The following is a 23,008-nucleotide window of genomic DNA, read 5'->3' as shown; positions in this document are numbered from 1 at the left end:
TCGGCGCGCATTCATGCCATTGCGCGGCAATGCGCCGCATCCCCGCCCGACGGTGCTCAAAAGGGCTCGCGCAAAGCCCGCTGGCGCACCAAAGGCTCCCCAGTTAATTCCGGCCCGTCGCTCCAAATCGGAGCATGAGGCCGTTGTCTGCTCTCTCGCTCGCAAGGGTCGCGCCACCATTACGCTTTAATCTGCCGATAAGGCCTCTTCACTTGCCCGCGCAAGTAGGCCCTGGATCTCGCAGATGCGCGCAAGCGCGTCCTCGGAGCCGTCCCGGTGGTAAGCCTGGACAGCTGCTTCGAGCGACTTCTGCAAGCCGACCTGCCGCTCATGCAGTGCGAGGGCGTGGCGCCAGCCATCTTCCACCTCAGCCTGCGGGGCATTGGGCTCCGCGAAACGATCGCTTCTATGTGTAACTGATCGCTCGACAAGGTTAACAACCCTATCAAGACCAGTTACGCTCAATTGGGAGCGTAGACCCGCGCTGTCAAGCTCATTCTGTACAGCTTGAACAGCAAGGATGCCATTGCGCAACTTTCCCATCGCGTCCGAGGCAAAGGTGATTTGCGCGATTTCCTCCGCGTGCTCATCAATTAGCCATGGGTGATTGAGCAGCGTTTTCAGGATTAACGCTTCCCGGGGCGGGGCGAGTTCCGCCCGCATGGCCAGTTCCGGGCTGGCGGTAACCGGCCGTGGCGCGTTGCCGCCGCGCGGCGGCATCTGCCCCAGCCGCGCCCGCTCGCGCAGGCGCCAGTCGGGGGCGGTGTTGTTCCGTCGCATGCCACCAGCGGGGCTGCGGCGCGGGCCTTCGCCACGGGCGATCTGGCGCACGACCGTGCGGTTCATGGCCCAGAGCGTCTCGCGCATCTCCCGTTCGTAATGGGCGCGAACGGTTGTGTCCTCGATTTTGCCGACAAGCGCATTGAGCCGAGCTTCAAGTGCCGCCCGTTGCTCCGGCGTCGAGATATCCTGGCCTTTGGTCTCGCGCTCCCAAAGCACATCGAACAGGGCGCGGGTGCGCGAAATTTCTTCCAGAAACGCTTCCGGGCCCTTCTGTCGGATCAGGTCATCGGGATCGAGCCCGCCGGGCAGGAATGCAAAGCGGATGCTTTGGCCGGGCTTTAGCAGCGGCAGCGCTGTCTCAACGGCGCGGAAAGCGGCCTTCTGGCCAGCGGCGTCACCGTCGAAGCACAGCACCGGTTCTTCAGCCATGCGCCACAGCAGCTTGAGCTGATCGTCGGTGAGGGCAGTTCCGAGCGGGGCGACGGTCTCATCGAAGCCAGCTTCGGCCAGCGCGATCACGTCCATATAGCCCTCGACCGCGATGATGCGGCTTTTATCGTGGGCGGGACCGCGGGCGCGGTGGGCGTTGAAAAGATTGTGGCCCTTATGGAAAAGCGGCGTTTCCGGCGAGTTGAGATACTTGGCCGGCGCGTCGGGATCGAGGGCACGGCCACCGAAGGCAATCGTGCGACCGCGCAGATCCTGGATCGGGAACATCAGGCGGTTGCGGAAGCGGTCGTAGGCGACCGGTATGTCATCGCCGCCGATCAACATGCCGGAGGAGATCATCTCCTCGACCGTGAAGCCCGCCTGCGCCAGATGCTCGCGCAGAGCTGATTTGCTGTTGGGTGCATAGCCGAGCCGGAAGGTGGCCACGGTTGGCCGGCTCAACCCGCGCTTTTCGATATAGCGGCGGGCTTCAGAACCGGCTCCGCTGGTCAGCGCGTTCTGGAAAAAGGCGGCGGACATTTCAACCAGCTTCAGCAGCCGCTCGCGCGCATCCTCACGCGCTTCATCGCGCGCCGATACCTTCGGCATCGGAACGCCGGCCTGCTCGGCCAACCGCTCGACCGCTTCGGGAAACGACAGCCCTTCGGCCTTCATCAGAAACGTGAAAACATCGCCGTGCTCGCCGGTGGCGAAGCAGTGGTAGAAACCCTTCTGGTCGTTGACTGTGAAAGACGGGGTCTTCTCGACCTTGAAAGGCGAAAGCCCTTTGAATTCGCGTCCCGCGCGCTTCAACGCCACCTTGCGCCCGACAACAGAGCTGACGCTGATGCGGGCGCGGATTTCATCCAGAAAATTTGGCGGATAACGCATTTCGACGCCAGCCAGGTTACGCGAAGAGGGTGTGCGCATTTTTGGGCACTTCAATGTCGTAGGATGATTCGGCAGTGTGATTGTTACCCGCGATGCGGATGCAACCGATTGTTGCCGTAATCCACAGGGGTGGAGGGGACGACGATGCGGCGCTCACCCTTCGCGTGCGAGTACCCAGGGCAGAGCGCGCAGGGCTCAGGGAGCAAGGCTCCCCGGCGGCCAGTGCGCCGCCCATGCGGAGCGCCATAGGCGCGAGAGCTAAGAGCTGAAAACGCCCCGCCGCCGCAATGGGCTTCGGGGCGTTTGGATGCATCGCAAATGATAGGGACGGCGGTGCTGGCGCTCCGCCGGAGGCCTTAGCCGAGCAGAGACTTGGCCAGTCCGCTGGCTTTGCCGAAGTCCATCTGGCCGGCGTATTTGCCCTTCAGAACGCCCATTACCTTGCCCATGTCCTTAGCGCCTGCCGCGCCGGTCTCGGCGATTGCGGCGCTGATGGCGGCCTTGATCTCGTCCTCGGTCATCTGCTGGGGCAGGTAGTCCTCGATGATGACGACCTCGGCCAGCTCCTTCTCAGCAAGGTCGGGGCGACCGCCGGAGGTGAACTGCTCAATCGAATCGCGGCGCTGCTTCACCATTTTTGCCAGCACCGTCAGGATATCGGCGTCGTCGATCTTGTCCTTGCCGGACGGACGGGCATCGATATCGGCCGCCTTGATGGCCGCGTTGATGAGGCGCAGGGTGGCGACGCGCTCCTTGTTGCCGCCCTTCATGGCCGCCTTCAGGTCGTCGTTGATCTTGTCGCGCATGTTCGCCTCCTTCGCTTGTCAGAGGGCTGTTTAGGCGTTCAGGCCGGTCCGCCGCAAGGGCGGGCTGCGATCATCGCCCGCAATTTTTGTCGGTTTTGACCGATCCGGGCACCGAGCACCCGTCACACAATCAGGTTATTTCGGCATGTTAGGGCATGGCTCACCGCACCGTATTAAGCCCATGCAGAGCATTGTGCGAAAATGCGGCTGGGGTGCGCGTCGGTGAGCTGTTGACCGGAACCCGTGGTTCCCATAGGTTCCGCCGAAATTCCGCCCCTTAAGCATCGCGTCCGCGCGGCGTACCGGCCATGCCCGCTGCGCCGCCCATACGCGCGAACGCCGGAGCCGCCAGTGACGACGCAGCCATCCTCAACGCCGCCGCCACCGTGGGCAGATACCCTGCCAACAGCACGCATTGTTCTCGCCGACGGTACCGTCATATCGGGCACCGGCATCGGAGCCACGGGAACCGCAGTCGGTGAAGTGTGCTTCAACACCGCCATGACGGGCTATCAGGAAATCCTGACCGACCCATCCTACGCGGGCCAGATCATCACCTTCACGTTCCCGCACATCGGCAATGTCGGCGTGAATACCGAGGACACCGAGAGCGCCAGCCTCGCCGCCCGTTCCGGCGTGCGTGGCGCTGTGCTGCGTGCGCCCATCACGGGCCCGTCGAACTACCGTTCGGCGCAGCACCTGGATGAGTGGCTGAAGGCGCGCGGCATCGTCGGCATCGCCAACGTCGACACGCGCGCACTGACGGCGCGCATCCGCGAGCTGGGCAATCCCAACGGCGTCATTGCGCACGATCCCTCCGGCAATTTCGACATCGACAAGCTGAAGGCGGAAGCCAAGGCGTGGCCGTGCCTTGAGGGCATGGATCTGGTGCCGGAAGTCACCAGCGGTCAGAGCTACAACTGGGATCAGACCGCGTGGGTCTGGAATCAGGGCTATGGACGCAACGAGAATCCCGAGTTTCACGTCGTCGCCATCGACTATGGCCTGAAGCTCAACATCCTGCGTTGCCTGGCTTCGGCCGGATGCCGCGTCACGGTACTGCCAGCCAACGCCACCGCCGACGACATTCTGGAGCGCAAGCCCGATGGCGTGTTCCTGTCGAACGGCCCGGGCGATCCGGCTGCGACGGGTGAATATGCCGTGCCCGCGATCCAGAAGGTTGTGGCCTCGGGGCTGCCGGTATTCGGCATCTGCCTCGGCCACCAGATGCTGGCGCTGGCGCTGGGCGCTAAAACCAAAAAGATGCCGCAGGGCCACCACGGCGCCAATCATCCGGTGAAGGATCACGCCACCCAGAAGGTGGAGATCACGTCGATGAACCACGGCTTCACGGTGGATCGCGACACGCTGCCGGCGGGCGTTGAGGAAACCCACGTTTCCCTGTTCGATGGCACCAATTGCGGGTTGGAGCTCAAGGGCAAGCCGGTGTTCTCGGTACAGTATCACCCCGAGGCTTCGCCCGGTCCTCAGGACAGCCACTACCTGTTCAAGCGCTTCGTGGACCTGATGCGCAGCCAGAAGGCCGGTTGATTTCCGCCCGGATGAACGAAAATCGAGTGCCCCAGCGGCGATGCCTGGGGCGCCGCTAAATAGCACGGGACCCTACAGAACATTAATCACGGCTGGCATTCCGGCCCCGTGATGGCTGCTGTAGGGTCACTTCCACGCGACTGAAAGGCCCGTATCAACTCTATCGGCCCGGAAGGCGGGCATGCGCACAAAAAACCGATATAAGCGCGTGCAAAAGCATAAGCGAGGAAGCGCGAGAATGGAAAAGCAGATCATGGTCCGGGTTGTGACGGTCCTAGCCCTTATGATGTTGGCCGCACCGCTGGCCCATGCCGCCTGCAAGGACGAGGTGGCGACAGCGTTGGACCGCCAGCGCAACAGCAGTGGCTTCCGCATGGAAACCAAGATGTTCACGGAGGACGGTCTCGTCGACATGACCGTCGACTACGTGCTGCCGAACCGCCTGCGCCAGCACGTGACCTCCAGCAGCGAGCCGCGCCCTGTCGAGACGATCGTGATCGGCAACGAGGGCTGGACGCGCATCGACAGCGGCAACTGGGAAGTGCTCGACAAGGAAATCGCCGTCGCGATGGCCGAGCAAATGCAGGAAACGCTGAAGGATCTGGAAAAGGACAAGATGGGCGACTACGAGTGCCTTGGCCGTAAAACTGTTTCGGGCAAGAACTATCTCGCCTATCAGGCTGAGAACCCGGACCAGCTCCCTATGGCGGGCGAGGCCAAGGCCGCCGATCGGCCCGTGCGCGTGATTTATGTGGATTCGATTACGGGCCTGCCGATGCGCAGCGTTTTCACGCGCGCCAACGCTCTGGAAAATCCGTTCTTTCAGGCTAACTACTCGTATCCAGTGGACTTGAAGGCGCAGCAGCCTGAGGTGAAAGCCGCAGCGGATGCGCCTGCGGCCGCTGCAGCGCCGGTTGAAAAGCCCGCTGAGCAGAAGTAGGTGGATGGCGCAAGCGCGCTTTCCCCAAACTTTTTTGATCGCGCCACCGCCCTATCGATCAGGCGGTGGCATACGTGTGCGGAAATGGGGCTATAGCCAAACTCCCCGATCATGAATAAAAGGCCGGCTCATGCCCAAACGCACTGATATCAAGTCCATTCTCATCATCGGGGCCGGACCGATCGTCATCGGACAGGCCTGCGAATTCGATTACTCCGGCACCCAGGCCTGCAAGGCGCTGAAGGCCGAGGGGTATCGCATCATTCTCGTCAATTCGAATCCGGCCACCATCATGACGGATCCCGATTTGGCGGACGCGACCTATATCGAGCCGATTACGCCCGATGTCGTCGCCAAGATCATCGAGAAGGAGCGCCCCGACGCGCTGCTTCCGACCATGGGTGGCCAGACGGCGCTCAACACCGCGCTGGCGCTTGAGCGCATGGGTGTGCTGGAGAAGTTCGGCGTCGAGATGATCGGCGCGCGCGCTGAGGCCATCGACAAGGCTGAAGATCGCAAACTGTTCCGCGAGGCGATGGATCGCATCGGTCTCGAGAGCCCGCGCGCGGCAATTGCTTCTTCGCCGCCGATCCGCGACGAGAACGGCCATATCGTACGCTACGACACGGCCACCGGCTTTGCCGAGGCGATGCGGTTGCTGGACCAGATCGGTCTGCCGGCAATCATCCGTCCGGCGTTCACGCTGGGTGGTACGGGCGGCGGCGTCGCTTACAACCGCGAAGAGTTCGAACTGATCGCGCGCTCGGGCATCGACGCCTCGCCGGTCGGTCAGATCCTGATCGACGAAAGCCTGCTGGGCTGGAAAGAATACGAGATGGAGGTCGTCCGCGATAAGGCGGACAACTGCATCATCATCTGCTCGATCGAGAACGTCGATCCGATGGGCGTGCACACCGGTGACTCGATCACCGTCGCGCCTGCGCTGACGCTCACCGACAAAGAATATCAGATCATGCGCAACGCCTCGCTGGCGGTGCTGCGTGAGATCGGCGTGGAGACCGGCGGCTCGAACGTGCAGTTCGCCGTCAACCCGGACGACGGCCGTCTGGTCGTCATCGAGATGAACCCGCGCGTGTCGCGTTCGTCGGCGCTGGCATCGAAAGCCACGGGCTTCCCGATTGCGAAGGTGGCGGCCAAGCTGGCCGTTGGTTATACGCTGGACGAACTGGCCAACGACATCACCGATGGTGCAACGCCGGCGTCGTTCGAGCCGACGATCGACTATGTCGTCACCAAGATTCCGCGCTTCGCGTTCGAGAAGTTCGCAGGCTCAGATGCCACTCTCACCACGGCGATGAAGTCGGTGGGTGAGGTGATGGCCATCGGACGCACATTCGCGGAAAGCGTGCAGAAGGCGCTGCGTTCGATGGAGACCGGGCTTTCCGGCTTCGACGATATTCAGCTTGAGGGGCTTGGTTCGGGCGACGACAAGAACGTCATCCGCGCTGCCGTTTCAAAGCCGACACCTGACCGGTTGCTGAAGGTTGCGCAGGCGCTGCGTCTTGGCTTCGACGTCGAGCAGGTGTTTGAATCGTGCCGCATCGATCCCTGGTTCCTTGAGCAGATCAAGGAAATCGTCGATCAGGAAGAGCGCGTGAAGGCGCACGGTTTGCCGAACAGCGCCGAGCAGCTTCGCAATTTGAAGGCGATGGGCTTTGCGGATGCGCGGTTGGCGACGCTGGCCGGGATCACCGAGAAGGAAGTGCGCGCGCACCGTGCTTCGCTGGACGTGCGTCCGGCGTTCAAGCGCATCGACACCTGCGCAGCCGAGTTCGCAGCACCAACTGCATACATGTATTCCACGTATGAGCGCGGTCTCGACGGCGCGCCGACGTGCGAGGCCAAGCCTTCGAACAAGCAGAAGATCATCATCCTCGGCGGCGGTCCGAACCGCATCGGCCAGGGCATCGAGTTCGACTACTGCTGCTGCCATGCGTGTTTTGCGCTGACGGCCGCCGGTTTCGAAACGATCATGATCAACTGCAATCCGGAGACGGTTTCGACCGATTACGATACCTCCGACCGCCTTTATTTCGAGCCGCTGACGGCTGAAGACGTGTTGGAAATCGTCAACAAAGAGCAGTCCAACGGTACGCTAAAGGGCGTGATCGTGCAGTTCGGCGGCCAGACGCCGCTGAAGCTAGCTGCCGCGCTGGAAGAAGCGGGCGTGCCCATTCTCGGCACCTCGCCCGATGCCATCGATCTGGCCGAGGATCGCGACCGCTTCAAGGAGCTGATCGAGAACCTGGGTCTGCGTCAGCCGAGCAGTGGCATCGTCCGTTCGCCATCCGAGGCCCGCGCGATCGCCGATCAGGTTGGCTATCCGGTGGTGATCCGTCCATCGTACGTGCTGGGCGGACGCGCGATGGAAATCGTGCACGATGGCGCCGAAGTGGATCGCTACGTTGCACGTCTTTCGGCAACGCTCGACCGCCCATCTGAACTCGTCGTTTCCGATAAGCGTCCGCTGCTGATCGACCGTTATCTGACGGATGCGGTTGAGGTGGATGTCGACTGCCTGTCCGACGGCAAGGACACGTTCGTTGCCGGCATCATGGAGCACATCGAAGAGGCCGGCATCCATTCCGGTGACAGTGCCTGTTCGCTGCCGCCCTATACGCTGGGTCCGGACATGCTGGCCGAACTCGATCGGCAGACGCGCGAGCTGGCTCTGGCGCTGAAGGTCGTTGGTCTGATGAATGTGCAGTTCGCGATCAAGGACGGCGTGGTGTTCGTGCTTGAGGTGAACCCGCGCGCATCGCGCACGGTGCCGTTCGTGGCCAAGGTTATCGGCAAGCCGATTGCCGCCATCGCCGCGCAGGTGATGGCCGGTACGCCACTGGCGGACTTCAAGCTGACTGCGCCCACGCTGAAGCATGTCGCGGTCAAGGAAGCGGTGTTCCCGTTTGCACGCTTCCCCGGCGTCGATCCGATCCTCGGACCGGAGATGCGCTCGACCGGTGAGGTCATGGGCATCGATTCCGATTTCGCGATGGCTTTCTACAAGAGCCAGCTCGGTTCCGGCCTCAAGCTTCCGATGCAGGGGACGGTGTTCATTTCCGTCAAGGACACCGACAAGGACCGCATGGTTGCGCCGATCCGCGAGTTGGAGAGCATGGGCTTCAAGATCGTCGCCACGCGCGGGACCAAGCGCCATCTGGAGGCTAACGGCATCCAGTGTGAAGCTATCAACAAGGTATTGGAGGGGCGGCCGCACATCGTTGACGCGATGAAAAACGGAGACATTGCGCTCGTGTTCAATACCACGGCAGGCGCTAAGGCATTGGCAGATAGTAAAGATATCCGCCGGTCAGCCTTGCTGAGCCATATTCCTTACTATACAACTGTTGCCGGAGCGGTGGCGGTTACCAGAGCAATTAAGGCTCTGAAGGCAGGTACGTTGCAAGTTGCCCCTTTGCAAAGCTTCGTGGCGGACCCATCCTAAGCCGTTGTGGGCCGTTCCAGCCGTTTGGGTGGAGCGGTCCATTTCACGCGTAACTGCACACACATGTTGATCGGCAACGACCGTCGGTGGTCCTGGCAGACGCCTGCCAGGCCGAAGGGAGATATTAGGTAATGAGCATGGAACGTGTCCCGATGACCGTTGAGGGCTTCAACACGCTTGAAGTTGAGCTGCAGCGCCTCAAGTCGGAAGAGCGTCCCCGGATCATCCAGGCTATCGCTGAGGCGCGCGCGCACGGCGACCTGTCGGAGAATGCCGAGTATCACGCAGCCAAGGAGGCTCAGGGCCTGAACGAAGCCCGCGTTGCCGATCTGGAAGACCGGCTTGGCCGCGCTGAAGTGATCGACACTTCCAAGCTGTCGGGCGACACGGTGAAATTCGGCGCAACGGTGACGTTGATCGACGAGGACACCGATGAAAAGGTCAAATACAAGATCGTCGGCGACATGGAAGCCAGCGTGAAGGACGGCAAGATCTCGATTTCCTCGCCTATCGCGCGGGCGCTGATCGGCAAGGCCAAGGGCGAGACGGCTGAGGTGACGACACCGCGCGGCGCGCGTTCCTATGAGGTCGTGAAGGTCGAGTGGAAGTGAGAACGCAGTAGGCCACGCACGGGTTTCGTTGCAGGCTTCCCCGTTCGCACTACAGACGGTTCTAGCGAGCGTTTCGCTGTATTCTCACGGCGCCATGGGAAGCCTTGGCGCCGTCAGCGTATAGAGCTGGATCGCTGGCTTTCGCCCTGTGCTGCTAGAGTGCTTGCGGAAAAGTGGAAACCGGTTTTTCGACAAGAAGCACTGAAAAACAAACGGCTAGAGGCTTTCCGCGATTCAATGAAACACTGAAAGGCTCTAGCTTTTCGCCTGCGCGCTGCCGATGGGAACGCCGGGTTCGCGCTTGGCGCGGCGGATGGTCAGGAAGGTTTTGACGCTGGCGACGTTGGGCGCGGCGGTGAGATCTTCCAGCACAAAATCCTGAAACGCGGGCAGATCCTTGGCGACGCATTTCAGCATGAAGTCGCTTTCGCCCGAGAGCATGTAGGCTTCGCGCACGATGGGCCAGCCAAGCACACGGTTTTCGAACGCGTGCAGTTCTGCTTCGGCCTGATTGTGCAACCCGACCATCGCGAATGCGGTAAGCCCGAACCCCAGTGCGGCTTCGTCCAGCAGCACGGTATAGCCGGCGATCAGACCGGCCTGTTCAAGCGCGCGCACGCGGCGTAGGCAGGGCGGGGGTGAAAGGCCGACGCGGGAGGCAAGCGCGACGTTGGTGATGCTGCCGTCAGCCTGCAGCTCCTTCAGAATGCGCCAGTCTACCGGGTCGAGGCGCAACGCCATCGGATGAAATCTCCGCGAAGATCCGGTAACGGGGGCCGCGCCGGAGCCGGGAAGTTGCACGATGCAATCCCGTTTGGCTAGAGCCTGGGCACCTTCTCCGAAGCGTGATCAGGACCCACCCTTCCGGGAGAAGCCGGGAGTCCACGCGTCGGGGTGAGGGTGAGCACAGGGCATTCATTGAGCAGCATCGGTGGTGCAGAGCATTAGCATTGAGAATTGGCGCGCTGCGTTCAGCGCGCTAAACCGCGTGTCGGAACAACAGGGGCGTGCAAGGTATCGGATATGAATGCAGCCACTGACACAGTTCGGCCGCTGGCAGGCAAAACCGCGTGGATTTTCACCACCGGGGCCGCTGGCATGGACGCACAGACGCGCGGTGTCGCCGATGCGTTGGGGCTGGACTATGCGATGAAGCCCATTTCGCCGCGCGGATTTTTCAAGCTGCTGGCGCCGTGGGGGCCGGTGGCGCCGTCCGAGCGCTTTGGCCAGACGGGCAGCGTATTCGCGCCATCGTGGCCGGATGTGGCAATCGCGCTGGGCCGTTCCGCGGTGCCGTATCTCAAGGCACTGCGGCGGCGTTCGCCGCGAACATTCACGCTGATGATGCTGGACACGCGGGCAGGGCTTGGCGTTGCGGATTTGATCTGGGTGCCGCAGCATGATCGTCTGCGCGGATCAAATGTCATCACGACGCTGACAGCACCGCACAGCTATTCGCCAACACGCATTGCAAATCTGCGCGCAGTCATGCCGGACGATATTGCCGCGCTGCCCGCTCCACGGGTTGCCGTCATCCTTGGCGGCAAAAATGCGGTCTATGACTTTCGGCCTGAGGACGATGAGCGGTTTGCGGGCGCGCTGCGTTCGCTTGGCGCTTCGGGTGCAAGCTTCATGATTACGCCATCGCGCCGGACCCACGCGCGCCTGCTTGAGGTGACAGACGCAGCGACGCGGCCGTATCCGCGCATCCTGTGGGATGGAAGCGGCGCTAATCCCTATCCTGACTTTCTGGCGCACGCCGATGCGTTCGTCGTCACGGCCGATAGCGTGAACATGACCGGCGAGGCGGCTGCAACCGGACGGCCGGTGCTGGTGCATACGCCTGGCGGCGGTTCAGACAAGTTCGGTCGTTTCCATGAAGCGCTGCGTCAGCACGGCGCCACGCGTCCGCTGCCCGATCGGCTGGATGCGCTGCCGAAATGGAGTTACGAGCCGCTCTATTCGGCCGACACCATTGCGCGCGAGGTTGAACGCCGCTGGTTGGCGACGCGGGAAAGACGCTGATGTCGGAAGCGGCAAGTGCGCCATCGGATGCAGGCGTGCTGCGTGCAGGCGGCACCCTATCGCTTCCCGAGCTGACGCCCGCTGCGCGTACGTGGCGCTGGATTGAAATGGCGCTCCTGTTTCTCGTGGCGCCGCTTGCCGTCGATTATGCCGTGCACACCGAGCGGGTGCCGGTGTTCATTGCGTTGCTGCCGGTGCTGTTGCTGGTCGCCATATTTCTTTTGCTGGACCGCACATTTTCTTTCCGGCGTGAACTTTCGCGAGGGTTCAGCATCGGCCAGTTGGTGTCAATTCTGGCGGTGTTTGCGCTCGGCTGTAGCCTGGTTGCAGCCTATGTGCACGAATATCTGCCGGGCCAGTTTCTGGAGTTGCCGCGCAACCGTCCTGAGGTGTGGGAGCGCATCATGCTGCTGTATCCGCTGATGTCGGTGCTGGCGCAGGAGCTGCTTTATCGCACGTTTTATTTCCACCGTTACGGCGTGCTTTTCCGGCACGTGTGGTGGGCAGCGATCCTCATCAATGGCGTTCTGTTCGGTATCGGACACATTGTTATCGGCACGCCTCTGGCGATTTATGGCACCATGGCTGCGGGCGTGCTGTTTGCATGGCGCTATGCGATGACGCGTTCGTTCTGGGCTGTGTTCATCGAACACACGCTGTGGGGCTGGCTGGTATTTACGATCGGGCTCGGGCGCTATTTCTTCACCGGCGTCGGTATTCTTACCTGGCGCTGAATGGCGCGGCCAAAGCGCATTTTCGGTCTTACGCATGGGGAACCGCAAACCTATTTAACGCCAAGAGGAGCAATCGATGGCTGATCCAGACGATCTCCTGGCCGGACAGAATTGCTGGCTCATCAGCGATGGCAAGGCGGGTAACGATGTCCAGTCGCAGGGCATTGCAAATGCGCTTGGTCTTTCGATCACAGTGAAGCGTGTCGCTCCGGGAGGTGTTCACAAGCTGCTGTCACCCTGGATCGGCGTGCCGCAGAATGATCGCTTCGGCGAGCAGGGGAGCAATTTTGCGCCGCCGTGGCCTGACATTGCGATGGCGATCGGTCGATTGACGACACCATATATCCGCGAACTGAAACGTCGTGCAGGAAGTGCAACATTCACAGTCATTTTGCAGAATCCGAAAGTGTCCTCGAAGACAGCTGATCTGTTCTGGGTTCCTGAGCACGACAAGCTGCGCGGTGATAACGTTATTACATCGCTGACAGCGCCGCACGGCTTCACGCCAATTCGGTTGGCGCAAATACGTGAGACAATACCTGAGAAATTCAGCGCGTTGCCGTGTCCGCGTGTGGCGGTTCTGCTCGGTGGATCGAACGGCGATTACAAATATTCCTCCGCTGCGCTGGAGCGACTGGAGCGCGCAATAGTGGCTTTGGGCGAAGCCGGCGCCAGCCTTCTCATTACGCCGTCACGGCGTACCGAAGCTGCAATAGTGGAACGGGTACGGCACGCGAGTGCGCGCTTTCCAGGCGTGTTCTGGGATATGCTGGGCGAAAATCCCTATCCATATTTTATCGCGGTTGCCGACGCTTTCGTTGCGCCGGCTGATAGCATCAATATGACCGGTGAGCCCTGTGCCACGGGCAAGCCCGTCTATGTCTTTCATCCTGACGGTGGTTCCGCGAAGTTCACGCGTTTTCACCGGGCGTTGGAAAAGCATGGCGTGACGCGACCTCTGCCCGAGCCGTTTTCCAATCTCGACGAATGGACATATGCGCCGCTGAATTCAGGTGGCGATATCGCAAGGCAGATCGCGGCGCGTTACGCGAAGTTCAAAGCCAAAACGACAAATTGTGCTGCGGCACAATAGAGACGCATACAGAACATCTGTTTGCGGTGTATAATCACAAATACCGATTGGTAAGGCAGCGGCGCGCGGGTGTAACTGGCAGCAGCATGTGAGGGAACTGCAGCGAACCAGGAGCGCAAACATCATGTCCGCATCCGCTAAAGACGTCGCCGCCTCGTTACTCAGAAGCTTCCGCAACTCAAACGAAGAATGGCATCCCTACCGGCATTGGTTTCTCCAGAACTGCCTGCCTCAATCGACGGTTGATGACATTCTCGACCTTCCAATCTCGGCGGCGGACCTCGGTGGAGTTTCGGGGAAACGCGAGCTGCACAATGCGTCGCGTCACTATTTTGATGTTGGCAATCGCGCCGAGTATGCCTGCGCAGAATCTGTCGCAGCCGCGCTACAGGACCCGCGTGTCACGGCGGAGATCGAGCGCACGTTTGGCGTCAGGCTGAGCGGCACGTATCTACGCATCGAGTTCGCGCAGGATGTCGATGGGTTTTGGCTGGAGCCGCATACAGACATAGGTGTGAAGGCGTTCACGTTCCTGCTTTACCTGTCGAAGGATCCGACCCATTCCGATCTCGGCACGGACATTTACGATGCTGAGAAGCGGTGGGTCGGGCGCTCTCCGTTTGGGTCGAACTCGGCGATGATCTTTGTGCCGTCGAACATCAGCTATCACGGGTTCGAGGCGCGCCCGATAAACGGCGTGCGCAAGTCGCTTGTAATCAACTACGTGACGGATGCCTGGCGGGCGCGCGAACAGCTGTCCTATCCTGAGCAGCCTGTATCCGTCGCGGCTGCAACGTTCGCCTGAGGCAAGCGCTCCGCGCAAGGCTGGGCAGGAAAGTTGTCTTTAAAAAACAATACACTATATGCGAGGGTGAGGGGTGGATGTGCACCCCTTGCCCTATTGCGGCTGCGTCCTGAGCATCGGTCGCGTTGAGAGGCGCGGCCTGATCGGCTAGAAGGCCGCAAAGACCAATCCCGACACTCGCGATTCGAGGAGGCCGCCCCCGTGGCGAACCCGCAATACGTCTACCACATGCACAAGCTCTCCAAGACCTATCCGGGGGGCAAGCAGGTCCTGAAAGATATCTCGCTGTCGTTCCTGCCCGGCGCCAAGATCGGCGTCGTGGGCCTCAACGGCGCGGGTAAGTCGACGCTGCTGAAGATCATGGCTGGCACGGTCGACGACTTCCTCGGTGAAGCGCGTCCCGCCGATGGCATCCGGGTCGGCTACCTGCCGCAGGAGCCTGAGCTCGATCCGACCAAGGATGTGCTGGGCAACGCGATGGAAGGCGTTGGCGAGAAGAAGGCCATCCTCGACCGTTACAACGAGATCGCGGCCAACTATTCCGAAGAAACCGCCGACGAGATGACTGCGCTGCAGGATCAGATCGACGCGCTCAATCTGTGGGATCTCGATACGCAGGTGGAGCAGGCGCTGGATGCGTTGCGCTGTCCGCCGGGCGACGGCGACGTCACCAAGCTTTCGGGCGGTGAGAAGCGCCGCGTGGCGCTGACGCGTCTGCTGCTGTCGAAGCCAGACATCCTGCTGCTCGACGAGCCGACCAACCACCTCGACGCTGAAAGCGTTGCGTGGCTGGAGCGCTATCTGAAGGAGTACGAGGGCTGCGTGATCCTGGTCACCCATGATCGCTACTTCCTCGACAACATCACCGAATGGACGCTGGAACTGGATCGCGGTCAGGGCGTTCCGTGGAAGGGCAACTATTCGAGCTGGCTTGAGCAGAAGGCAAAGCGCGCCGAAAGCGAGAAGTCGGCTGAAGATAACCGCCAGAAGCACATCAGCCGAGAGCTGGAATGGATCCGCTCATCGCCCAAGGCACGGCAGGCCAAGTCGAAGGCGCGTATTACCGCGTTCGATAAGTTGGTCGAACAGTCCGGCCGCGAGGACGTCGGCAAGGCGTCGTTCTCGATCGCCGCTGGCCCGCGTCTGGGCGACATGGTGATTGAGGCTGATGGGCTGACGAAAGCGTTCGGCGACCGTCTGTTGATTGACGGATTGTCCTTCAAGCTGCCGCCCGGTGGCATTGTCGGCGTGATCGGTCCGAACGGCGCCGGTAAGACGACGTTGTTCAAGATGCTGACGGGCAAGGAGCAGCCGGACGCCGGTTCGATCAAGATCGGTCCGACGGTAAAGCTGTCGTACGTCGATCAGAATCGCGATCACCTCGATGACAAGAAAACCGTCTGGGAGGAGATCTCCGGCGGTCTCGACATCATGAAGTTCGGTGACAAGCGTGAGATGTCATCGCGCGCGTATTGCGGCTGGTTCAACTTCAAGGGTGCAGATCAGCAGAAGAAGGTGGGCTTGCTGTCGGGTGGTGAGCGCAACCGCGTGCATCTGGCCAAGATGTTGAAGGAGGGCGGCAACCTGTTGCTGCTCGACGAGCCGACGAACGACCTCGACACTGAAACGCTCGGTGCGCTGGAATCGGCGCTGGAAGACTTCCCCGGCTGCGCCGTGGTGATCTCGCACGATCGCTTCTTCCTTGATCGTCTCGCTACGCACATTCTTGCCTTCGAGGGCGACAGCCACGTCGAATGGTTTGAAGGCAACTTCGAAGCCTACGAGGAAGACAAGAAGCGCCGACTGGGCGATGCGGCGGTTGAACCGCATCGGATCAAGTTCAAGCGTTTTGAGCGATAAAACAAATGCGCTGGCGGCCGGCTCGCCGCGGGGGGAGTCGCCAGTGCAACCAACAAACGCTGGCGGCTGGCTCCCCGCGGGGAGTCGCCAGTGCAACTAACGAAGAACAACTTTGAAGCGTGTTTGTTTGGTTTTGTAATGCTGCTCCGTTGTGAGACGGAGTTTTTTCGCCCCTTTGCCAGTCGAAGCATCGACCATGGCGTTAAGCAGCGTGCTGAATAATCATATGCCTGTGTAGACAGGAGTATGAAGCATGAAAGCAATTCTTTCATTGATGGTACTTGGATCCGCAGTCGTATTTGCGGCGCCAGCCTTTGCCGATCCTGCGCCGCCGACGACGAAGGAAGCCTGTGACAAGGCAGAGGGTTACGATTGGGATGCCGCTGCGGGCAAGTGCATAGCCGAAACGCCAGGCGGCTGACGTTTGGCAGATCAATTCGGCATCAGGCGATGGTCCTGTGGACCATCGCCTTTTTTGTGCCTGCAGCAATGCGCAGGTCAGAATGGAGAGCTGTATAAACGAAAAACACGGCGCCCCATGTAGAGCGCCGTGTCTTGTCTGCCGTGTTTTGGCAGCTGAAGCCGTTGTTACTTCTTGACGTCGGCCTTGGCGCCGTCAGCTGGCGGCATGGCTTTGATTTCCGCTTCCGTCATTGAAAGAATGATGCCGTCCGGCTTCACTTCGCTGATCTTGTCGGCGGAGATGTCATAGCGCTGACCACCGAGGCCCAGCGTCGTTTCAGCGTCCATGTAAACGTTGGTGACGCGATCTTCCGGATTGCGGATCAACTCTGCGATCTCGCCGACCTTCTTGTTGTCGCTGCTGTAGACCGACTTGTGCAGCCATTTTTCCATGTCGTTCCAGGCCACCACGAACGGCGTACCGCCAAAGCGGGTCGTGTCGGTGACATGCGTGCTTTCCGGAGCAACGCCCGGTGTCCGAATTTCAGTCGGTGCGGTTGCTACCGTTGTATCGGAGGGCCGTGAGAACAGATACCAGCCGAGACCGAGCAGACAGAGTGCTGCCAGTGCGGGGAGCAACCAGCTGCCCTGCGATGTGCCCTTGTCGGTCGTATAGTTTGCAGACTGATACGACGAACGCGTGCTGGTTTGTCCGGTTGCGGCGGTCTGCGCCTTGTCGAGAATACCGGAACTGCCGAGGTAGTTTGCAAACTCCGATGGCATGGCGCGCATCACGTTGTCTTTCTGCGATGCAAGCAATTGAGCGACGCCGCCGGCGCCAGCATTTTGCTGCTGCCCGAGCACACCCATAACCACCGGGGCGAGCAGGCCGAGCATGCCCTTGGCGCCGGTTTCACCGGCACCGGAGTAACGGCCAACGGCGTTAGCGAGAGCAGAGGTCGTGCCGCCACCAAGAACAGATGACAGCGAGTTGAGCCCTTCTTCGGCGACACGCGCCTGTTGCGGTGTGCCCATCATTCTCGCGGCATCGGCAAGTACGCCCGGCTGCTGCTGATCGATGGCGTTCTCGATCTTTGCAATCCCGCCCGGCTTCATGACCGAAGAGGTCAATGCCGACAGAATACCCGGGATGCCAGCACTGACGCCTTTCTGCATGGAAGATAGATCCACGCCCATGGCGGATGCAGAACGGTTGAGCATTTCCGGCGTGATGAACTGACTGATAAGGGTAACGAGGTTTGGCGTGCTGGACATGGAATTCTCCCTGTTGAGACGCAGGCCCCCGTCACTGCGCTGACCAAAGTTCGGCGGCTTCATCGTTGTTCGCAAGGCGCGCACATCGGATTTTGTCTGATCTAACGCCGTTCGCTGCGGGTTCCGTGGCCGCTAGTTAATGGCGAGTGGGCAGCATTGTGAAACTTTGCGCGCAACTGCTTGCAAACGTTCTGACGCCAATAAACACGTCGAAAAAACGCATCGGTATTGCTGCAATTGGAATGCTTCTGGAAGCGTGCGAGTTCCTGCCATAGCGGTGTCAAAATGTGCTGCTTCGTGCCGTCCCATGTAAGCTGTATCGGCTTGCGAGGATGTGCATGACATAGATCTGTCATGGGCCGGATCTGGCACGGGGCATCTTGGGGCACGCTTTGGGGGAAAGTTGAATGGCGTTATTCGGCAAGCGGAATGGAGATGTCGACCCGGCGGCAACAGCCGCGCATGGCGTTTCTGCTATGGAGGGCGGCAGCATCGCGGCGGTGCTATCTGCGGTCGCGCTTATCTTTTCAGCCTATAGCCTGTGGGAGACATCGCTGAAGGAAGCGGATGTGCGTGTGTTTGTGCCACCGGTCATTCACTTTGCAGCGCCCTATCAGAACTCCAACTTTGAAGTTATCGCGGTGCCGGTGACGATCACAAATGAAGGTGCGCGTACGGCCACGGTGCTTTCAATAGAACTGACCGCCACTGACCCGCGCAGTGGCGCCGAGAAAAAGTTCTATGCTGCCGACTTCGGTCGCTGGACGATGGAGAAAACGCGCACCGGCGCCTATGAGCCGTTCGCGCCGATCTCGCTTGCGGGGCGTACCAGCCGCACCGAGCAGGTGCTGTTCTACACGCGCGGCGCCGATCAGAAGCCCGATGAGCTTATTCGGGCCATCGGCCCCTATCAGTTCGAGGTGAAGCTCGATCTGGCCGAAAACAACACCCGTCCGGCGGTAAGCTTCGAGCGTTCGCTGCTGAATTATGACGCGCGGGCGTTTAATGAAGGCACTTTGCCGCTCTATAGCGCCGATTGGCGGGCTTCCAGCAACGCACCGGAAAATTGACGCGGGGCGGCCCCGTGACAAGGCCGATCCGCCACCTTAGATGACAGCAGCACAACTCGAAGCGTGAGCAACGCGCCGATGGCGGCCCGCCCGCTGGCCGTCTGCAAGGAACTGTCATCTATGACGCAGAATTCAGGCCGCGCATCCGACGCGGTTCCGGCTGCCAGCAAGGCCACCCGCCGGGATTGGATCGGCCTTGCCGTGTTGGCAATTCCGTGCCTGCTCTATTCGATGGATCTCACGGTGCTTTATCTGGCCGTGCCGGAGATCGTCGCGGACCTGAAGCCAAGCGCCGCCGAGCTGCTATGGATCGTCGATATTTACGGCTTCATGGTCGCGGGCGCGCTGGTAACGATGGGCACGCTGGGCGACCGCATCGGCCGCCGCAAGGTGCTGATGTATGGCGCTACCGCGTTCGGGCTGACGTCGCTGCTGGCGGCCTATTCGACCAGTTCGGAAATGCTGATTGTCGCGCGCGCCTTGCAGGGATTGGCGGCGGCATCGTTGGCGCCCTCGACGCTATCGCTTATCAGAAACATGTTTCTCGATGGCCGCGAGCGTGCGTTCGCCATCGGCGTGTGGGTTGCGGCGTTCTCGGCCGGCGCAGCGGTGGGGCCGGTGTTCGGAGGCATCATCCTGGCCCATTATTCGTGGGGTGCCGTGTTCCTCATCAACGTGCCATTGATGGTCATGTTGCTGGTTGTGGCACCGATCGTGCTGCAAGAGTTCAAGGATGAAAATGCCGGCCAGCTGGATATCGCCAGCGCCGCGCTTTCGGTTGCCGCTGTTCTTTGCGTCATCTACGGCATCAAGCACATGGCCGAGGTGGGTTGGGATCCGGTTGCTGCGGCGGTGATGCTGATCGGCGTTGCGTTGGGCTATGTCTTCTTTCGCCGTGAGGAGCAACATCCCGATCCACTGATCGATGTGCGGCTGTTCAAAACGCCGGCGTTCAGCGCCGCACTGGCCACCAACATGCTGGGCCTGTTTATGATGCTGGGCTCGTTCTTTTTCATCACCCAGTATCTGCAGCTAGTGCTGCGCATGAACCCGCTTGAAGCGGGCCTATGGATGGCGCCGTCTGGTATCGTGTTCGCGCTGGGGTCTCTGGCTGCGCCATATCTGGTGCGTCGGTTCCGGCCCGCGTACGTCATCGGGTGCGGGTTGCTGCTGGCTTCGGTCGGCTTTGCGCTGCTGACGCAGATTGCTGGCCTCGACAAGCCATGGCTGCTGTTTGCCGGCATGATGATCTTCTGCACCGGTATGTCGCCCACGGGTGCGATCACCACCGACATCGTAATGAGCGCCGCACCGCCGGAGCGGGCGGGGGCGGCATCCGCCATATCCGAAACCAGCTTTGAACTGGGCGGCGCCACGGGCATCGCCGTGTTGGGAAGCCTGTTCACGTTCGTCTATGGTCGGACGATGGATGCTGCCCATTTGCCGAGCGTTGTGACGGCGGAAAGTGTGCCGATCGCACGCGGTACGCTGAGCGGGGCGATAGAGGTAGCGAAGACGCTGCCCAACGCAGAAGCTTCAGCGCTGCTGGATACGGCGCGCGGCGCGTTCGTCTATGCGTTTGAAGTTGCTTCAGCGGTGTCGGCCAGTTTCGCCGTGCTGGCGGCAATCTTCGCGCTCTATTTTCTGCGCAACGCCAAGGCCGTTCCGGTTGAGCACTGATGGCTGATGCGGCGGCCTATCCCTTTTCAGGGGGAGGCGCCGGAGCAGGGGCATCCGCGTCCCGGCTCAGCGCATAGGCGCGGGAAATTTCCGCGCCCAGCAGCACGATGAGCGCCGTGAAATAGACCCACAGCAGCAGAATGACGAGCGATGCGGCCGCGCCGTAGGTCGACTGCAGTCCCTGACGGCCGATGTACCAGGCGATGGCCAGCTTGCCGCCGGCAAACATCAGGGCAGCCGCAACGGCGCCGGGCCAGGCGTCCGACCAACGCACCTTGGCGTCAGGGAACCACTTGTAGAGCATCGCGAACAATCCGGAGAGGATGAGCACGGTGACGCCCGTGTTCAACAGTTCCCAAAAGCGTGTGTCGATCGGGATATCGCTGGCCCAGGACGAGAGCGCTGTCAGCGTGGTGCTGATGACCAGCGATGCGATCACCAGAAAGCCAAGTGCCATGACGCCCAGCAGCGACATGAAGTACGTGCGGAGATACCAGATCACGGTTCCGCCGGTGGGCTGGCTGACATCCCACACGGTGTTCATCGCCTCTTTGAGCTGCACCACGACCGTCAGAGCGGTCACCAGCAACAGCCCGATGCCAATTGCCGCCGTGAAGCTGCTCGCTTCGCGCGAGGCGGCACCGTCCAGCATCGTTTCAATGATGGCTGCGCCTTCCGCGCCCAGCAGATCGCGGGACTCGGTGCTGAGCGTGCCGCGCACAGCGTCCTCTCCGAACGCGAACCCGGCGATGGCGATCACGATCAGCAGCAGTGGGCCGAGGGAGAATACGAGGTAATAGGCAAGGGCTGCACCCACGGTGGTGCTGCGGTGCTGGGACCAGTTCATCAGCGCGGTTTTCAGGATCGGCCACATCGGTGCAGGTCTCCGGCGGTGAGCAGCATCTGTCACCACCATCGATAAGCAACCCGCAGCCACTCCGCCAGCGGGAATGAGCGGCGTTCGCAGTTCGGTCAGGGGGCGACAATCAGCTTCTGCGCGGTTTCGAGCGTGTCGGCTTCCGTTGCGGGCTTATCCCAGCGGATGCGGTGCACGCGCGGAAAGCGCATCGCCAACCCGGACTTATGCCGTGTTGAGGGAAAGACAGCATCGAAGGCTATTTCCAGCACGAGGCTTCGCTCCACCGCTCGCACCGGCCCGTATTGATCGACCGTGTTGGTGCGGATGAAGCGGTCGAGCCGCACCAGTTCCTCGTCGGTGAAGCCGGAATAGGCTTTGCCGACCGGTACCAGTTCACGGCTTTCAGCAGTTTCAGGCGTCGAAGCATCGCTCTTGCGCCAGACGCCGAAGGTGTAATCAGGTGATCGGACGACCGCTTGCCCGAACGCGCTGGGCATACATCAGCACGCAATCCAGCGTCAGCGCGGCGCGCTTCCATTTCCACCAGTGGCCCTTCGGGCGACCGGAAAGATAAGGGCTTTCGCGGTGCTTCAGCATTAGTCCTTCGATGCCGGCTTCGCGCGTATTGGCCCAGATGCCGTTCAGCGTATCGAAGGTGTCGAACTCGACCAGCGGGCTAACATCGGTGCGACGAGGGGCGTGCATCCGGTGCCATTGCTCTAGCCGCATCCGGCGTTGATCGAAGGGCATGGCGCGCAGGTCGTCGGCTTCATCCAGCAAAATGTCGTAAAGACGCACGAATACGGGATAGTCGCGCAGCATGCGTGGCGTCACCGCCTTGCGGTTGAGCCGTTGCTGCAGATCGTTAAACGGCGCAACGGTGTCATCGCGCACGACCAGCAACTCGCCATCCAGCACGACATTGTAAGGCGAGAACGCCGCGACGATTTCAGGGAAGCTGCGCGAGATGTCGTCGCCCGTGCGCGAGAACAGCCGCACATCGCCATTCATCGCAACGGTCTGGATGCGTATGCCATCCCACTTCCATTCAGCGGCGATTGTTTCCGGCGCAAGGTTCGCCCAGTCGCCTTCCTCAATCGGGTGGGCCAGCATCATCGGACGGAAAACCGGCTTGCCCTCGCGGTCGGGCGCGGCGACGGCCATCGAGCGAGCGAAAAGATCACTGTAGGCGGCACCAGTGCGTGCCAGATTTCTTCGATCTCGCTGAGGTCGTGGCCGCTCATCTGCGCCAGTGCTGTCTTGGCGAGGCGGGCTGACACGCCGACGCGCGGTGCTCCGCCGATCAGTTTCAGCAATGCCCAGCGGCCACGCACGTCGAGCCGGTCGAGCAGGCTGCCGAGCAGTGGCGTTACCGTGTTGCGATCGGCCAGCTCCAGCGCGGCCACGACATCCGCCAGTCGGGGCGGGGGCGGTTGCGCGCCATCACCGTTGCCGCGCGAAGGCCACAGCAAAGCAACTGTCTCCGCAGTGTCACCGACATAGTCGCGCGAGAGCTGATACAGCACCGGGTCGATCTTATCGGACATCAGCTCAGCAAGGGCGCGGCGGAGCGGCAGGCGCGGAAACAGCCCATCGGTCAGCGCGGCGAGGGCGAAACCGCGATCGGGATCGGGCGCAAGGCGGAAATACTCCGCCAGCAGCGCCAGCTTGCCGTTACGCGATGGCGTCGTTGTGAGGCTGTCGAGCAGATTGGCGAACAACTGCACC

At 61.2% G+C, this 23,008-nt stretch carries 20 protein-coding genes; 12 read left to right on the top strand and 8 right to left on the bottom strand.

Annotation, left to right across the window (positions count from 1 at the left end; translation table 11 throughout):
- Positions 1 to 186: 186 nt before the first annotated feature.
- Together dnaG and QEZ49_RS05695 are read right to left on the bottom strand one after the other, a co-directional pair.
- Positions 187 to 2,142, bottom strand: coding sequence for a DNA primase (dnaG, locus tag QEZ49_RS05700; protein ID WP_280384963.1), 1,956 nt, complete (start codon positions 2,140 to 2,142; stop codon positions 187 to 189).
- Positions 2,143 to 2,459: 317 nt separating this feature from the next.
- Positions 2,460 to 2,909, bottom strand: a complete 450-nt coding sequence (locus tag QEZ49_RS05695) for a GatB/YqeY domain-containing protein (protein WP_280384962.1) — start codon at positions 2,907 to 2,909, stop codon at positions 2,460 to 2,462.
- A 351-nt stretch (positions 2,910 to 3,260) separates the two neighbouring features.
- On the opposite strand from QEZ49_RS05695, the gene carA reads away from it, so the two are divergent.
- The 4 genes from carA (at position 3,261) to greA (ending at position 9,477) form a co-directional block, all read left to right on the top strand.
- Entirely contained in the window at positions 3,261 to 4,460 is a 1,200-nt protein-coding gene (gene carA, locus QEZ49_RS05690) for a glutamine-hydrolyzing carbamoyl-phosphate synthase small subunit (protein WP_280384961.1), read from the top strand.
- A 238-nt stretch (positions 4,461 to 4,698) separates the two neighbouring features.
- Positions 4,699 to 5,400 (top strand): hypothetical protein, encoded by a 702-nt coding sequence (locus QEZ49_RS05685; RefSeq protein ID WP_280384960.1) that lies wholly within the window; start codon positions 4,699 to 4,701, stop codon positions 5,398 to 5,400.
- A gap of 130 nt (positions 5,401 to 5,530) precedes the next feature.
- Positions 5,531 to 8,866 carry a carbamoyl-phosphate synthase large subunit gene (gene carB, locus QEZ49_RS05680; RefSeq protein ID WP_280384959.1) on the top strand — a complete coding sequence of 1,112 codons (3,336 nt, stop codon included), beginning with the start codon at positions 5,531 to 5,533 and terminating at the stop codon, positions 8,864 to 8,866.
- A 137-nt stretch (positions 8,867 to 9,003) separates the two neighbouring features.
- The gene (gene greA, locus QEZ49_RS05675) at positions 9,004 to 9,477 is read left to right on the top strand and encodes a transcription elongation factor GreA (RefSeq protein WP_280385102.1); all 474 of its coding nucleotides are present in this window, start codon (positions 9,004 to 9,006) and stop codon (positions 9,475 to 9,477) included.
- A 255-nt stretch (positions 9,478 to 9,732) separates the two neighbouring features.
- On the opposite strand, the gene QEZ49_RS05670 is transcribed toward greA, so the two are convergent.
- Entirely contained in the window at positions 9,733 to 10,218 is a 486-nt protein-coding gene (locus QEZ49_RS05670) for an Lrp/AsnC family transcriptional regulator (RefSeq protein ID WP_173953849.1), read from the bottom strand.
- Positions 10,219 to 10,575: 357 nt separating this feature from the next.
- Here QEZ49_RS05670 and QEZ49_RS05665 point away from each other — a divergent pair, with 357 nt between their 5' ends.
- The 6 genes from QEZ49_RS05665 (at position 10,576) to QEZ49_RS05640 (ending at position 16,415) form a co-directional block, all read left to right on the top strand.
- The gene (locus QEZ49_RS05665) at positions 10,576 to 11,502 is read left to right on the top strand and encodes a mitochondrial fission ELM1 family protein (RefSeq protein ID WP_280384958.1); all 927 of its coding nucleotides are present in this window, start codon (positions 10,576 to 10,578) and stop codon (positions 11,500 to 11,502) included.
- Positions 11,502 to 12,236 carry a CPBP family intramembrane metalloprotease gene (locus QEZ49_RS05660; protein WP_280384957.1) on the top strand — a complete coding sequence of 245 codons (735 nt, stop codon included), beginning with the start codon at positions 11,502 to 11,504 and terminating at the stop codon, positions 12,234 to 12,236. The genes QEZ49_RS05665 and QEZ49_RS05660 overlap by 1 nt, the downstream gene beginning before the upstream one ends.
- 76 nt (positions 12,237 to 12,312) lie before the next feature.
- Positions 12,313 to 13,329: a mitochondrial fission ELM1 family protein gene (locus tag QEZ49_RS05655; RefSeq protein ID WP_280384956.1), complete on the top strand. Its 1,017-nt coding sequence runs from the start codon at positions 12,313 to 12,315 to the stop codon at positions 13,327 to 13,329.
- Between the two features lie 124 nt (positions 13,330 to 13,453).
- Positions 13,454 to 14,134: a 2OG-Fe(II) oxygenase gene (locus QEZ49_RS05650; protein ID WP_280384955.1), complete on the top strand. Its 681-nt coding sequence runs from the start codon at positions 13,454 to 13,456 to the stop codon at positions 14,132 to 14,134.
- A gap of 201 nt (positions 14,135 to 14,335) precedes the next feature.
- Positions 14,336 to 15,994, top strand: a complete 1,659-nt coding sequence (gene ettA / locus QEZ49_RS05645) for an energy-dependent translational throttle protein EttA (protein WP_280384954.1) — start codon at positions 14,336 to 14,338, stop codon at positions 15,992 to 15,994.
- Between the two features lie 253 nt (positions 15,995 to 16,247).
- Positions 16,248 to 16,415 (top strand): hypothetical protein, encoded by a 168-nt coding sequence (locus tag QEZ49_RS05640; protein WP_157066862.1) that lies wholly within the window; start codon positions 16,248 to 16,250, stop codon positions 16,413 to 16,415.
- 167 nt (positions 16,416 to 16,582) lie between these two features.
- Here QEZ49_RS05640 and QEZ49_RS05635 read toward each other — a convergent pair whose 3' ends face one another.
- A complete protein-coding gene (locus QEZ49_RS05635; protein WP_280384950.1) occupies positions 16,583 to 17,671 on the bottom strand; it encodes a DUF937 domain-containing protein in 1,089 nt (362 codons plus the stop codon).
- Between the two features lie 407 nt (positions 17,672 to 18,078).
- On the opposite strand from QEZ49_RS05635, the gene QEZ49_RS05630 reads away from it, so the two are divergent.
- Both QEZ49_RS05630 and QEZ49_RS05625 read left to right on the top strand, forming a co-directional pair.
- On the top strand, positions 18,079 to 18,741 hold the full coding sequence (locus QEZ49_RS05630; RefSeq protein ID WP_280384948.1) for a hypothetical protein: 663 nt from the start codon (positions 18,079 to 18,081) through the stop codon (positions 18,739 to 18,741).
- A gap of 120 nt (positions 18,742 to 18,861) precedes the next feature.
- Positions 18,862 to 20,421, top strand: coding sequence for an MFS transporter (locus QEZ49_RS05625; protein ID WP_280384946.1), 1,560 nt, complete (start codon positions 18,862 to 18,864; stop codon positions 20,419 to 20,421).
- 16 nt (positions 20,422 to 20,437) lie between these two features.
- Here QEZ49_RS05625 and QEZ49_RS05620 read toward each other — a convergent pair whose 3' ends face one another.
- The 4 genes from QEZ49_RS05620 to QEZ49_RS05605 all read right to left on the bottom strand — a co-directional run bounded on the left by QEZ49_RS05620 (position 20,438) and on the right by QEZ49_RS05605 (position 23,007).
- Positions 20,438 to 21,295 carry a YihY/virulence factor BrkB family protein gene (locus QEZ49_RS05620; RefSeq protein WP_280384944.1) on the bottom strand — a complete coding sequence of 286 codons (858 nt, stop codon included), beginning with the start codon at positions 21,293 to 21,295 and terminating at the stop codon, positions 20,438 to 20,440.
- A gap of 98 nt (positions 21,296 to 21,393) precedes the next feature.
- Positions 21,394 to 21,777, bottom strand: coding sequence for a hypothetical protein (locus tag QEZ49_RS05615; RefSeq protein ID WP_280384942.1), 384 nt, complete (start codon positions 21,775 to 21,777; stop codon positions 21,394 to 21,396).
- Entirely contained in the window at positions 21,737 to 22,444 is a 708-nt protein-coding gene (locus QEZ49_RS05610; RefSeq protein WP_280384941.1) for a hypothetical protein, read from the bottom strand. The genes QEZ49_RS05615 and QEZ49_RS05610 overlap by 41 nt, the downstream gene beginning before the upstream one ends.
- Complete coding sequence (locus QEZ49_RS05605) at positions 22,393 to 23,007, bottom strand: hypothetical protein (RefSeq protein ID WP_280384939.1); 615 nt, start codon at positions 23,005 to 23,007, stop codon at positions 22,393 to 22,395. Before QEZ49_RS05605 ends, QEZ49_RS05610 begins: the two co-directional genes overlap by 52 nt.
- Position 23,008 lies beyond the last annotated feature (1 nt).

This window comes from Hyphomicrobium sp. D-2 (genome assembly GCF_029872155.1).
Lineage (GTDB): Bacteria > Pseudomonadota > Alphaproteobacteria > Rhizobiales > Hyphomicrobiaceae > Hyphomicrobium_A.
The sequence above is the reverse complement of the archived record's forward strand: the minus strand, read 5'-3'. Positions and strand labels throughout refer to the sequence as shown.

What these genes read in the sequence shown, in the direction of transcription:
- dnaG (WP_280384963.1), bottom strand. Translation starts at nt 2,142, where the DNA reads ATGCGCACACCCTCTTCGCGTAACCTGGCTGGCGTCGAAATGCGTTAT.
- QEZ49_RS05695 (WP_280384962.1), bottom strand. Translation starts at nt 2,909, where the DNA reads ATGCGCGACAAGATCAACGACGACCTGAAGGCGGCCATGAAGGGCGGC.
- QEZ49_RS05685 (WP_280384960.1), top strand. Translation starts at nt 4,699, where the DNA reads ATGGAAAAGCAGATCATGGTCCGGGTTGTGACGGTCCTAGCCCTTATG.
- carB (WP_280384959.1), top strand. Translation starts at nt 5,531, where the DNA reads ATGCCCAAACGCACTGATATCAAGTCCATTCTCATCATCGGGGCCGGA.
- greA (WP_280385102.1), top strand. Translation starts at nt 9,004, where the DNA reads ATGGAACGTGTCCCGATGACCGTTGAGGGCTTCAACACGCTTGAAGTT.
- QEZ49_RS05670 (WP_173953849.1), bottom strand. Translation starts at nt 10,218, where the DNA reads ATGGCGTTGCGCCTCGACCCGGTAGACTGGCGCATTCTGAAGGAGCTG.
- QEZ49_RS05665 (WP_280384958.1), top strand. Translation starts at nt 10,576, where the DNA reads ATGGACGCACAGACGCGCGGTGTCGCCGATGCGTTGGGGCTGGACTAT.
- QEZ49_RS05660 (WP_280384957.1), top strand. Translation starts at nt 11,502, where the DNA reads ATGTCGGAAGCGGCAAGTGCGCCATCGGATGCAGGCGTGCTGCGTGCA.
- QEZ49_RS05655 (WP_280384956.1), top strand. Translation starts at nt 12,313, where the DNA reads ATGGCTGATCCAGACGATCTCCTGGCCGGACAGAATTGCTGGCTCATC.
- QEZ49_RS05650 (WP_280384955.1), top strand. Translation starts at nt 13,454, where the DNA reads ATGTCCGCATCCGCTAAAGACGTCGCCGCCTCGTTACTCAGAAGCTTC.
- QEZ49_RS05640 (WP_157066862.1), top strand. Translation starts at nt 16,248, where the DNA reads ATGAAAGCAATTCTTTCATTGATGGTACTTGGATCCGCAGTCGTATTT.
- QEZ49_RS05635 (WP_280384950.1), bottom strand. Translation starts at nt 17,671, where the DNA reads ATGTCCAGCACGCCAAACCTCGTTACCCTTATCAGTCAGTTCATCACG.
- QEZ49_RS05630 (WP_280384948.1), top strand. Translation starts at nt 18,079, where the DNA reads ATGGCGTTATTCGGCAAGCGGAATGGAGATGTCGACCCGGCGGCAACA.
- QEZ49_RS05625 (WP_280384946.1), top strand. Translation starts at nt 18,862, where the DNA reads ATGACGCAGAATTCAGGCCGCGCATCCGACGCGGTTCCGGCTGCCAGC.
- QEZ49_RS05620 (WP_280384944.1), bottom strand. Translation starts at nt 21,295, where the DNA reads ATGTGGCCGATCCTGAAAACCGCGCTGATGAACTGGTCCCAGCACCGC.
- QEZ49_RS05615 (WP_280384942.1), bottom strand. Translation starts at nt 21,777, where the DNA reads ATGCCCAGCGCGTTCGGGCAAGCGGTCGTCCGATCACCTGATTACACC.
- QEZ49_RS05610 (WP_280384941.1), bottom strand. Translation starts at nt 22,444, where the DNA reads ATGGCCGTCGCCGCGCCCGACCGCGAGGGCAAGCCGGTTTTCCGTCCG.